This is a genomic window from Enterococcus sp. DIV1206 (genome assembly GCF_051712485.1).
Lineage (GTDB): Bacteria > Bacillota > Bacilli > Lactobacillales > Enterococcaceae > Enterococcus > Enterococcus faecalis.
In genome coordinates, this window is record NZ_JBIOOZ010000001.1 from 1,582,011 (window position 1) to 1,594,508 (window position 12,498).

The 12,498-nt window shown below is 36.3% G+C and carries 12 protein-coding genes; 2 read left to right on the top strand and 10 right to left on the bottom strand.

Annotated features, from left to right (window positions below; genetic code table 11):
* Positions 1-162 precede the first annotated feature (162 nt).
* From IGK86_RS07745 to IGK86_RS07760, 4 genes are all read right to left on the bottom strand, one after another.
* Positions 163-1,173: a hypothetical protein gene (locus IGK86_RS07745; protein WP_010707578.1), complete on the bottom strand. Its 1,011-nt coding sequence runs from the start codon at positions 1,171-1,173 to the stop codon at positions 163-165.
* A gap of 139 nt (positions 1,174-1,312) precedes the next feature.
* Positions 1,313-1,738, bottom strand: coding sequence for an NUDIX domain-containing protein (locus IGK86_RS07750; RefSeq protein WP_016617375.1), 426 nt, complete (start codon positions 1,736-1,738; stop codon positions 1,313-1,315).
* 88 nt (positions 1,739-1,826) lie between these two features.
* Entirely contained in the window at positions 1,827-3,605 is a 1,779-nt protein-coding gene (locus tag IGK86_RS07755; protein WP_438742280.1) for an ABC transporter ATP-binding protein, read from the bottom strand.
* Positions 3,598-5,346, bottom strand: a complete 1,749-nt coding sequence (locus IGK86_RS07760; protein ID WP_010823685.1) for an ABC transporter ATP-binding protein — start codon at positions 5,344-5,346, stop codon at positions 3,598-3,600. Before IGK86_RS07760 ends, IGK86_RS07755 begins: the two co-directional genes overlap by 8 nt.
* Positions 5,347-5,482: 136 nt before the next feature.
* On the opposite strand from IGK86_RS07760, the gene IGK86_RS07765 reads away from it, so the two are divergent.
* Complete coding sequence (locus IGK86_RS07765; RefSeq protein ID WP_002357554.1) at positions 5,483-6,301, top strand: helix-turn-helix transcriptional regulator; 819 nt, start codon at positions 5,483-5,485, stop codon at positions 6,299-6,301.
* A 54-nt stretch (positions 6,302-6,355) separates the two neighbouring features.
* Here IGK86_RS07765 and IGK86_RS07770 read toward each other — a convergent pair whose 3' ends face one another.
* Positions 6,356-6,883 carry a GNAT family N-acetyltransferase gene (locus IGK86_RS07770; protein ID WP_010707581.1) on the bottom strand — a complete coding sequence of 176 codons (528 nt, stop codon included), beginning with the start codon at positions 6,881-6,883 and terminating at the stop codon, positions 6,356-6,358.
* Between the two features lie 19 nt (positions 6,884-6,902).
* Entirely contained in the window at positions 6,903-7,403 is a 501-nt protein-coding gene (locus tag IGK86_RS07775) for a GNAT family N-acetyltransferase (RefSeq protein WP_002382331.1), read from the bottom strand.
* Between the two features lie 176 nt (positions 7,404-7,579).
* On the opposite strand from IGK86_RS07775, the gene IGK86_RS07780 reads away from it, so the two are divergent.
* Positions 7,580-8,188 carry an NUDIX hydrolase N-terminal domain-containing protein gene (locus tag IGK86_RS07780; protein WP_002363964.1) on the top strand — a complete coding sequence of 203 codons (609 nt, stop codon included), beginning with the start codon at positions 7,580-7,582 and terminating at the stop codon, positions 8,186-8,188.
* Between the two features lie 47 nt (positions 8,189-8,235).
* Here the strand turns inward: IGK86_RS07780 and IGK86_RS07785 are convergent, their stop codons facing one another.
* The 4 genes from IGK86_RS07785 to IGK86_RS07800 form a co-directional block, all read right to left on the bottom strand.
* Positions 8,236-9,576: an NADH oxidase gene (locus tag IGK86_RS07785; protein WP_002357559.1), complete on the bottom strand. Its 1,341-nt coding sequence runs from the start codon at positions 9,574-9,576 to the stop codon at positions 8,236-8,238.
* Positions 9,577-9,873: 297 nt separating this feature from the next.
* Positions 9,874-10,317, bottom strand: a complete 444-nt coding sequence (locus IGK86_RS07790) for a Fur family transcriptional regulator (protein ID WP_002357560.1) — start codon at positions 10,315-10,317, stop codon at positions 9,874-9,876.
* Positions 10,318-10,455: 138 nt separating this feature from the next.
* Positions 10,456-11,388 carry a cysteine synthase A gene (cysK, locus tag IGK86_RS07795; protein ID WP_016617330.1) on the bottom strand — a complete coding sequence of 311 codons (933 nt, stop codon included), beginning with the start codon at positions 11,386-11,388 and terminating at the stop codon, positions 10,456-10,458.
* A gap of 228 nt (positions 11,389-11,616) precedes the next feature.
* The gene (locus tag IGK86_RS07800; RefSeq protein ID WP_002357562.1) at positions 11,617-12,477 is read right to left on the bottom strand and encodes a glucosaminidase domain-containing protein; all 861 of its coding nucleotides are present in this window, start codon (positions 12,475-12,477) and stop codon (positions 11,617-11,619) included.
* Positions 12,478-12,498 lie beyond the last annotated feature (21 nt).

Here is a 12,498-nt window from a genome sequence, read left to right on the forward strand (position 1 = left end):
CAAATGTATTAACTTTAAACTGTTTACACCAACAAAAATAACAACCAATAATTCAAAGAAAACTAAAATGCTGTTTTTTTATTCAAAAAAGACCTAGCATCCCAATCATGCTAGGTCTTTCGTTACTTTTTTTGAGCGACCATTTTTATTGGTCATTCAGCGTTATTGATTGATCGCAACAGTCGTGTCTTCAGTCGATAGACCTGTCATAGAGGTGCTATCGGAAAATATTTTTTCAACTTCTTGTTCTGATAAAATATTTTCTTTCTTAGGCATTGAAATCGTCGCTTTTTTGGCTTTTTGTGTAATGCTAATTTTACTAGATAATGATTCAAGTCCCATATCAACGTTCTTGTCTTGCTGCGGTTTCACATTAATCAACATATTTGTTTTATTTTCTTTTGTATTAACAGAAACTTTAGCAGAAACATCTTTGATTTTTTCGAAAGGATCTTGTTCTTTACCTTTTTCAGATGCTTCTGTCGTAATTTTGATTAACTTTTGTAATTCTTTTTTTGTAAACGTATGGGTAATGGTGTCCCCTTTTTTCTCGAACGTATCCTTGTCTAATCCTTCTAAAAACTCTTTGTATTCCTTAGCAGACTGTTTTCGTTCTTTTTCCGATTCTTGATACTCTTTGATTGTATCTTGCCATTCTTTCGTACTTTCCTCGTTCATGGCTAAAAGATCAATGTATTTTCCTTTTAGTTTTTCTGTATCTAACTGAGAACTATCGATAGCACCGTCAGTCATTGAGTCTGCGACAGCGACAATATATTCCATCATATCTGTTGCTAAATAGAGTTTTGGCTCTTTGCCCTCGTTATCTAACGATCCAACCAATGAAATCGGTACATCCATTCCCATCGCTTTTAATTTCATCTCTAAGTTGAATGCTTTTTCTTTTTTGGCATCTACTTGAATCTTCCCAGAAAGCGATGCGTCTTTGATTTGCGTGATGAGCATCCCAATCATAGGATTCGTTTGTGCACCATCTTCTTGTGAAAATTTCATGTCACTAATTGACATAGAGAAATCCCAAACCCCAGATTCTTGTGCGTTTTGATTGCTGATCCCTTGAATGAACTCATCTTTCGCACTTTTGCCACAGCCTGTCAGTAACAAAGCTGAACAGAAAACGCCTGTAATAATCCCCACTTTTCTTTTTAACACACTTTTTCCCCCTCATTATATAAAAAATTAATTCCATTTTATTAAGAATAGCAAACATTGCTTATAAATAGCAATGTTTAATTTTAGATTTCCTCTCTTTTAATAAGTGGGATTGATTTAATCTTTTAGGTTTGAATCATTAAGCTGTATTATTTTTAAAATAAAATTGCTTTTCGCCAAAAAATACTGGGAAAAGTTCTGCTAAACTGCCAGCTAAAGGACCTTCTCGCAATTCTTTTTCAGTGACCCAAAACAAGGGTTGTTTCGTTTCTTCTGGTAGTTTAGCCGCTGTTTCTGCAATGAATAATGTGGCTAATTCCCGCGCACCCGAACAATCATTCAGCCATTCTGCAACACCTACTAATTGTGGTTTCAGCACTAATCCTGTTTCTTCAAGGAGTTCGCGAACCATGGCTGTTTCCATGCCCTCGTTTTTTTCAACATGTCCGCCAGGGAACGTCCAACCAGGCCAATCCTTTTTTTGTCGTTCTTGCACAAGGATTTCATTTTTCTGATTTCTAATCATACATAATGTTGTTAATTCTACTTCAAAATTCCGATTCATTTGGCACCTCATCATTTTTTCCTTTGTTAAGGTTACGATACAGAAAAACAGAGAAAGATTCAACTAAGAATTTTCTCTGTTTTATCATCTAACTCTTTAATAAGTCGTATTGCGATTGATATAAATGATGATATAACGCATGTTTTGCCATTAGTTGATCATGAGATCCTTCTTCCACAATACGACCACCATCAATATAGAAAATTTTATCGCTATTTTTGATGGTAGAAAGTCGATGAGCAATAATAAACGATGTCCGTCCTTTCAGAAGTTGTTGTAGTCCTTCTTGTAACAATTCTTCTGTTTTTGTATCAATACTGGAGGTTGCTTCGTCTAAAATTAAAATTTTGGGATCTGCCAGTAAAGCACGAGCAAATGAAATTAATTGGCGTTGTCCTGCCGAGAGAGTACTCCCCCGCTCTTCCACAACTGTTTCATAGCCATCTTTTAAATCCTTGATAAAGTCGTGCGCACGAACAATTTTTGCGGCTTGGATAACTTCTTCCTCTGTGGCTGCTAAATTTCCGTACCGAATGTTTTCAATAATCGTTCCTGAAAAAATAAACGTATCTTGAAGCATTACCCCCATTTGTTTTCTTAACGAACGGAGTGTCACATCGCGAACATCATAACCATCAATTTTAACGGCCCCTTCATTCACATCATAAAAACGACTTAACAAATTGATGATTGTTGTTTTACCCGCACCTGTTGGCCCAACCAAGGCGATTGTTTGTCCTGGCTCAATATGAAAACTAACATCGGTCAAAATATTTTTTCCTTCTTCATAACGGAAATAAACATGCTGAAAGTCGACGGTTCCTTTAATTGGCGGCAACTCAATAGCGTGCGGCGCATCTTGAATTTCTGGAACAACATCCATCGTTTCAAAAATCCTTTCCAAATAGGCAGTTGCAGTAATCAGAGAATTGTAGAAGTTACCAATATTGATGACCGGATTCCAAAAGTTATTGATATAACCGATAAAAGCAATTAGCGTCCCAGTGGTAACGGACACACCTAATTGACGGATTCCTACGAAATAGATAAAACAAGTCGTAATGACGGATATATTTTGCACTGCTGGCCATAATAAATACTGGACACGCACAGCTTTCATAAAGGATTGACGATATTCTTCGCTTACCTCGTTAAAAATTTGGAAATTTTCATCTTCTCGTGCAAAAGATTGTGTAATTTTAATTCCTGAAATACTTTCATGAATATAGGCATTTAAGTTTGATTGTTTATTGCTAAGCTCTTGGTAAGCTTTCCGTTGTTTCCCTTGAATAAACAGAACCATCACGAACAACACAGGCAATAGCAGTAAACTGTATAAGGTTAATTTCACATCAATAAATAACATGAAAATTAAGGTGATAATCACATTAAATAAATCAGAAATTAAATTGATCAATCCGTTACTTAGTAAATCACTTAACGTATTGATGTAATTGACCACCCGAATTAAGATTTTTCCATGCGGCCGACTGTCAAAATAAGAAAATGGTAATTTTTGTAGATGCTCAAAAATTGAAAAACGCATATCTTTTAAAATATCTTGTCCAATTTCTGTGATGGCATATATCCGATAACGCATACACCAACCAATAATCACCAAGGAAAATAGGAAAATAGCCCCTAGTATCAAGAGTAACGAGAGATTCTTTTGTGGAATTACTTGGTCAATCGCAATTTTAGTAAAGTAAGGGCCTAACATACTTGCCAGATTAGCTAATATGATGACAAATAATGTTTTAAAAACAGCTTTTTTGTAAGGCTTAATATAGGCGCGTAATCGTTTATAATGAGACCAATTAAATTCTTTTTCTAAAGTCTCATCCACATCAAACGTATTTCTAGCCACGCGACTCACCTTCCTTTGTCAGACCTAATTGTTTTTGATATACGTCAAAATATTTGCCTTTTTGTTCGACTAATTCGCTATGCGTACCGCTTTCCACCACACGGCCTTTTTCCATCATCAAAATTAAATTGGCCTCTCTCACAGAAGAAATTCGGTGGGCAATAATAAATGTCGTTTTCTTTTCCGTCAAACGACCTAGTTCTTTTTGAATTTTTGATTCTGTTTCCATATCAACAGCGGAAGTTGTGTCATCTAAAATTAAAATAGCTGGATCTTTGGTTAAGGCACGGGCCAGTGAAATCCGCTGTTTTTGGCCACCAGATAGGCCAACGCCGCGTTCACCAACAATTGTTGCATAACCTTCAGGCATTCTGGAAATAAAGCTATGGGCATCAGCAATTTCAGCCATCATTTGCACTTGTTCCAAGTTAGCCAATGTGTTACCAAAAGCAATGTTATCTTCTATCGTATTGGAAAAAAGAAAGACATCTTGCATAACCATGGAGATATTTTCTCGCAATTTACGAACAGAATAGCTTTTAGCATCTTTTCCATCAATATAAACAGTGCCTTTTGTTGGATCATAGAACCGAGCGATTAAGTTAACTAAAGTGGTTTTTCCTGAACCAGTTTCCCCTAAAATACCAATTGTTTCACCAGGTTTTGCTGAAAATGAAACATCCGATAAAATGGGGGTTTCTGGATCATCTGAAAAATGAAAGGACACGTGATCAAACGTCACATAGCCTTGGATTGGTTCTGCTTCTTTTTCCCGAGCAATGGGAATCTTCGGTTTCGTTGCTAATAACTGACGAATTTTAATGGACGATGCCGTAAAGCGTTGCACATCATTGATCAACCAGCCACTCATTCGCATCGGCATGTTCAACATCCAAAGAAAGCCGTTAAAGGCCACTAAATCACCAATTGTCATCCGACCTTGAATTACAAAGAGGCCACCAAGAACTAAGGCGATAACATTTAAACTACCTGCAAAACCGTCTAACCACGGTAAATATTTTTTAGAGACATCTGCGGAAGCCATATTCCATTTTTTATAGTCTTCATTGTGCTTGTTAAACTTTTCAATTTCATAAGGTTCTTGAGAAAAAGCTTTAACCACCCGATTTCCACCAATATTTTCTTCGACCATTGAATTTAACCGAGAAAAACTTTCCCGAATCTCAAAAAATACCGGATGCGATTCCTTCGACATTTTTTGTGTTAACAGAAAAATCAAAGGTGTAATTAAAATTAATGCTAGCATCAATTGCCAATTGATCGTCCCCATCACAATCACGGCTGCGATGAACCATAAAATACATTCTAAAAGGTTATAAGTGACCCAAGAAACGAAATGGCGGATAGCGTCTGTATCCCCTGTCATTCGCGCCATAATATCGCCAACACGTGTATGATTAAAGAAATCAAAATCTAATTCTTGAAGTTTGACATACATATCTTTTCTTAAGTCAAATAACGCAGATTGTCCAACCGATTCAAACAAGACTTGATAACTATAACGAACAACTGTCCGAATAACGGTCACCCCAATCATAATCCCAAGAATTGGGATAAGCTCTTCAGTTTTCCCCTGATTGATTACTTGGTCTACAATTCTGCCAGATAACAATGGAATAATAACAATTAAAATAGCGTTAATAACGACAAAAATAACAGCTAGCAGTAACTTATTCTTATTTTTTTTAGCATATTGCCAAATCCATTCAAAACTATTCATTTTCTCCCCTACTCTCTCTTGTTTTTATGGACGTGTATAAGATTACTGTTTTTTTATAGGAAAAGAAATGGGCATTCTTGTATATTTTGATGTACAATATAGTATAGAAAGCGGATACAAGTAGGAGTGATTTTTTATGAACTACACAAATAGTCGAACGTTTAATCCTGAAATTTTATATGCCTTTGATCCTTGGAACGAAGAGACCCACCCTTATAATTGTCATCATCATGAATTTCTGGAAATATCTATTCTTTTAGAAGGTGAATCTGAATATATTGTTCAAGGGCAACAGTACCATGCCACTGCTGGTACAGTGTTTCTTTTTAATCCGCGAACGGAACATGGTGAGCAACAAAAAGCAGGAACTTACTCACATCAACTACACATTGGCATTTCAAATCTCTATTTAGAAGGCTTAGCGCGAAACGTATTTCCAAATAAATCAGCTTTATTAGATTTAAGTCATTTACATGGTGCTTTTTTAGAAAAAGCTTGGCAAATTGTTCATGAATTAAACCATCAAGAAGTTGAATCAGCGTTACAAATTAAAGCTTTAGTTATTGAACTATTGGTCTATATTTTAAGAAGCTTAGCAGTTGATCAAGAAAATAAAATTGAAACTCGGCTATCGAAAACGGAAAAAAGAAAACGAAATTTAGTCAATCATACGATTTATTATCTGGAAACCCACCATGACGAAGAAATTACTTTGGAACAGTTAGCTGAAATGTTATATGTTACCCCGACTTATTTGTCGAAAACCTTTAAAGCGGCCACAGGCGTTGGGCCAATCAATTATTTAATTCAAATCCGCTTAAACCATGCGAAAGAATTGCTGAAAAATGATTCCTTAAGTGTCAAAGAAGTAGCAAAAACGGTTGGTTACGAAGATGCCTATCATTTTAGTAAATTATTCAAAAAATATTATGGAAAATCTCCTTCACAATTTTAAGATAAAAAAACAAGGAATCGTCGGCTTCACTGCGTCCGTTTCCTTGTTTTTGCTTTACGTTGACTCTTTTAACTGTTTCGTCATTGTATAATCGGTATGGCGTTCATTTCCCATATAAAAATCATGTTCATCTGTTTTTACGAAGCCCAATGATTGATAAAATTTTTGCGCTGGATGATTATGTTCCCAAACACCTAACCAAACCGTCTCTTTTTTTGCTTCTTCCGCTAATTCAATTGCTTTCGTAATCAAATGTTTGCCTAAGCCTAAACGCTTAAAAGATTTACGAATATAAATGCGCTCAACTTGTAACGCTTGTGGATGTTGATAGGTAATCTGAGCATCACCGTGATTTAATTTCACATAACCTGCAAGTTCATTATTATAAAAAGCAAAGAAATATTGCGAATCTTTATGTAAGATTTCGCTTTCTAAAACTGCTGGACTAAATTTCCTCTCATAATGTGCCTGTAAATCCTCTTCGTTTTCGCCATCTCCATAAGTATCTGCAAAAGTCTCTTGGCAAATGGCCTCTAATTCTGGTACGTCTGCGACGGTACACTCTCTAATAAATACTGACATACTAAAACTCCTTTGTAGATTAAATCAACTGTTTAATTAAAATTAAACAAGGATTCCAAGCGTCCCATAATGTCGGAAAAACCTCAAGGCGCTTAAAACCCAATGATTCGTAAAAACGAATAGTATGATCGTACACGGAATAATTTCCTTCGTCAACTGTTTTGACTTGAATAAAAAAATAGTTATTTTTAGAATACGTTTCCACGCTTTCTATCAATAACTTGCCGATACCTTTGCGATGATACCGCTTTTTAACTGCCATACAATGGATTTCTACTGTATCTTTACTTGTTTCTGAAAGTGTTATAAAACCGAGTATTTTATTCTCTACATCCTTTGCCACCCACATAGGTAAAGTGCTAGCTATATCGATATACTTGCGGGTCTCTTTTTCAAGGCCAAACCATTCTGGAAGATTAAACAATACTTCTTGTGCTGCCTGAGTCTTTTTATCTGCATTTTTTTCCCTTATAATTGTAAATTCTTTCAATTTACAACCTCCTTTTTGTTTACATAACAAAATTATTGTATACCCAATCTTTTTTATTAAATAATAGCATAGGTAGTTTAAAAATGTAAGTTAGTCATTTATTCTTTATTATTTCCTTAAAACAACGCCTTTTCTCGCTAAATCTGCCCTTTCTTTATTTTTTTCTGTTAAACTAAACGTATTAAGTCTATGAGGAGCGTGCGTATATGGATTATCTGAACACCTATAAGCGGTTGCTAGCATTGGCGGATGCAGGTCTTTTTTACGGGAAAGATGCTTTTGATCAAGAACGTTACCAAGAACTACGAGAACTTACGTTACAACTTATTAGCGCAACCGGACCCGAAGCGACTGTTTTGCCCGACTTAGAAAAAATCTTAACTAAAGAGGAAGGTTATCCAACACCGAAAGTAGATGTTCGCGGTTTGATAAAAAAAGAGAATCGTTTTTTATTAGTTGAAGATTTACGGACCAAAGAATGGTCATTACCTGGTGGCTATGCCGAAATTGGCTGCTCCCCTAAAGAAAATATTGAAAAAGAAGTATTGGAAGAAACTGGCTTAGTTGTTACAGCAAAAGAATTGCTTGCTGTTTATGATACAGATAAACGAAAAGACATTCCTCAACTATTTCAGTACTATAAAATGATCTTTTCTTGTGAGATTTTAGAAAATCATCCCTTTGAAAAAAACATTGAAACCTCGAATTGTGCTTATTTTTCTTTAGATAATCTCCCCCCTCTTTCTATCAAACGAACAACGAAAGAGCAATTAATGGCATTAATGAACCAAACAACTGGAGCGCTTAGTGACTAACAAAAAGGATGAAGAACTTCTGTTCTTCATCCTTTTTCTATTATTAATTACATATTTTCTAAAGCGGCTTGGGCTAATAAGTTTAAGTAGTTCCAAGGGCGATCAAAATGTGGTTGGAAGAAGAAATCAGAAATCGCTAAATCTTCGACAGTCATTTTATTTTGGACCGCTAATGATAAAGTATTGGCAGATTGTGTGATATCATATTTAGACATCAATTGACCACCAACAATGCGTTGTGTTCCTTTTTCATAGACTAATTCCATCAGAACTTTTTCAGTTGTTGGCATAAACTCTGGACGATAGTTATCTTCGAAAACAGTTGCTTCGACATCTAGTCCGTTTAATTTGGCACTTTCTTTTGTCACACCTGTTGAACCAATTTTCCAACCGAATAAATATAAGCCAGAAGTTCCCTGTGTGCCACGATAAGCCAATTTTTGTTCAGTCAAATTACGACCTACTAGCATACCTTGACGAACAGCATTCGTTGCTAATGGGATATAATTTTTTGTTTGACTTGGGTTGTAGTGAACAACTGCACTATCACCCGCAGCAAAAATATCAGGATTGCTTGTTTGCATATACTCATTGACTTCAATTGCACCATTTGGTAACATGTCAACTTTATCTTTTAATAATTCTGTATTTGGACGGAAACCAACACACATAATCACCATATCTGCTTCGAATTCTTGACTTGGTGTAATGACTTTTGCTACTTTTCCTTGCTCATCTGCTACGAATTGTTGGACATTTTCACCTAAAGCTAAATTAACGCCACGATCAACTAATTCTTTTTCTAGAACATCTGTGAATGGCTTATCTAAATATTTATTTAAAATGCGGTCTAACCCGTCAACTAAAGTAACTTGTTTACCTGATTCTACAAAAGCTTCTACTAATTCAATACCAATATAACCGCCACCAACGACAACGACACGTTTGGCATCTTTCGCTTTTTCGATGATCACGTTGGCTTGTGAATAGTTTTTACATAATAAAATATTTTCAGCATCAATTCCTGGAATTGGTGGAATAATTGGCCAAGAACCAGTTGTCATCACTAATTTATCATAAGAAACGGTCTCAGTTGCACCCGTTTGTAAGTTTTTCGCTATAACAGTTTTGTCGTCCACGTTGATTTCTTCAACATTGTGTTCCATCTTCACTGTTGCTCCTAAAGAAGCCAGTTCTTCTGGATTTGAATAAAATAAATCAGCAGCATTTTTAACTACGCCTCCAACGTACAAGGCAATTCCGCAAGATAGGAAGGAAATATTGTCATTTCTTTCATATACAGTGACTTCCGCCTCCGGGTGATTTGCTAAAATACTTTTAACTGCTGAAGTTCCAGCATGGGTACATCCTACGACTACGACTTTCATGTTGTAAATCCCTTCTTTCACAATCTTTGTTTTGCAGAGGTGACGTCTCCCTCTGTCTGTTTAAAATATATCAGAGGAATCAAGCTTATTCGAGTTCTATGCTTGTGAATCGCATATAAAAAAATTCACAAACTGTTGCTAATTCTTAATAATAGCTAGTTAATTTTTTGTTTTTAAGAATTTAAAAGTCAATAACCACACAAAAAAACAAGCGTAAGAGTGAAAACTCTTACGCTTGTGAAATTTGCCTAGACAAGTGACTTATCTTTTGATAAATTTTTAACAGTATGTAATTTTTTACACATTCTCCTGTTGTGCTTGTTGGCAATCTGGACATAATCCATATAATTCTAAACGATGTTCATTAATTTCGAAGCCTGTTAATTTACTAGCGGCCATTTCAACGTCCTCTAACCCTGGATAATGAAAATCAACGATTTTACCACATTTTTGACAAATCACGTGATAATGTTTCTTCGAACTAAAATCAAAACGACTAGATGCATCGCCATAACTCATTTCTTGAACGAAACCGATTTCAGTAAATAAACGTAGATTGTTGTAAACCGTTGCTACACTCATATTTGGAAAATGATCTTCTAGTGCGCGATAAATTTCATCAGCTGTTGGGTGTGTATGATTTTCGATTAAATATTCCAAGATAGCATAACGTTGCGGAGTAATTCGGATATTGGCTTCTTTTAATTCAGCAAGTGCATTTTTAACCAATACGTTGTCCATCTTTGTATCCCTCCCCTGTCTCTCTTTCTTAAATAATACTATTTCTTATTACGATTGACAAGAATTATTGTAGGATTCTCGTGGAAAAAACGAGCATTTTACTAAACTAAGAGAAATGCTCGTTTTTTGGCGTGTTTTTTATTCTGGAAATTCATAAAGAGCTGTCGAAAGATAACGTTCACCGTTATCTGGAACCAGCGCTAAGACACGTTTGCCTGCGCCTAATTCGACTGCCAAATCAATGGCAGCTTTAATTGCTGCCCCTGCTGAAATCCCCACAAGGATGCCTTCTTTTGGCCCCATTAAACGAGCAGTTTCTAACGCGTCTTCACTAGAAACGGCCGCAACTTTTTGATAAACGGTGGTGTCTAAAACGTCTGGGACAAAGCCAGCGCCTATTCCTTGGATTTTATGTGGACCTGGTTCGCCACCTTCTAAAACAGGCGACTCCGTTGGTTCTACTGCAACAATTTCAATATCTGGAAAAATCCGTTTCAATTCATGGCCAACTCCTGTAACGGTTCCTCCAGTGCCAACACCAGAAACAAACGCATCTAAGCCACGTTTACCAAAGACATCAACAATTTCTTTTCCTGTTTTTTGTTCATGTACCATTGGATTAGCTGGATTATTAAATTGTAAAGGCATGAAGTACCCGTGTTCTTCTGCTAATGCTGTAGCTTTTGCAATTGCCCCTTTCATTCCTTCGGCACCAGGGGTTAATAATAGATCAGCCCCATATGCTTTCATTAATTTGCGGCGTTCAATACTCATAGTATCTGGCATCACAATCTTAACTGGATATCCCAACGCAGCACCTACCATTGCTAACCCAATGCCTGTATTACCACTAGTCGGCTCAATAATCGTTTGTCCAGGTTTTAGGCGACCATCTGCTTCGGCTTGTTGGATCATGCTTAAAGCAATTCGATCTTTCACGCTACCACCAGGATTAAAGAACTCTAGTTTAACAAAAACATCTGCAGCTCCTTCTGGTACCATCCGTTTTAATTTCACAACTGGGCTTTGACCAATTAACTCTGTTACTGATTTTACATAACCTTTAGTCATAATCCTACATCCTCCAATTTTACAAACAATATAATAATTCTTTCTCTAAGCATAGCTCAAAAAAACGATTTCTACCAGAAAAACGAATTTTAGTTTGTGAAAAATTAAATAAAAAAACGGATTATGCTCATCAAATAATTGCTGCTAGCCCTACCTATTTTCACGATAAAAGACCTTACAAAAACTGCCGCTTTTGTAAGGTCTTTCTTCAACTAAATAATTGCAAAATTAACCGATTTGGATGGTTTGACCCACCGATAAAACAGAATCCAATGTTAATCCATTTAGTGACATTAAATTATCAACTGTCGTTCCAAAACGTGCAGCAATGTCCCACAATGTGTCGCCGTTTGCGACAGTGTAACTTTGACTAGCTACAGTTTCTGCTGTTGCTGTTGCAGAAGCCGCTGTATCGATTGTTGTATCAACGGTTCCCGTTGTATCTGAATAACTAGTGGTTTGAGCGACTGGTGCTCCCCAATCATATTGAGTTAAATTATATGCTTCAATTAACCAATTCAATTTTTCGGCATAGCCTGGATCAGTTGCATAGCTTCCAGCTAAAGCGGCTGTTGCATCGCGATAACTGCTAGTATTACTCTTCCAAACGCCTGAATAATGGTATGTATCCCCAAAAGCAGTGGAACGAATAACATTGGCATGATCTTGGAACGATTCCGCATAAGAATTATAACTTCTAAATGCTGCTGTGACGGTCACCCATTGTCCGTCTAAATATTCTTTTGTTGGCATATAAACAGATTGTCCATTATAACTTCCTTTTACACCAAACAAGTTATAGTTCGGTGCAGATGCTAACCCAGAACTACCATAACTACTTTCTAGCAACGCTTGAGCAATCATGACGGAAGCATACATATCATTGCTATTGGCAACGGCTGCTGCTGAATTTCCGATTTCATTAATAAATGCTTGCTGGCTTGATTCTGCTTGGGCAGGTACCGCAGCACCAACCACAGGTGCTAAAATCATTGAAGTCCCCGCAACGGCGGTAGCACGTTTATAAGCTTTTTGCTTTTTAAGAGCTTTTTGAATATGTTTACTACTTCTTGTTAACTGTTCGCTCATTCATTTTTCCTCCTCACTGTC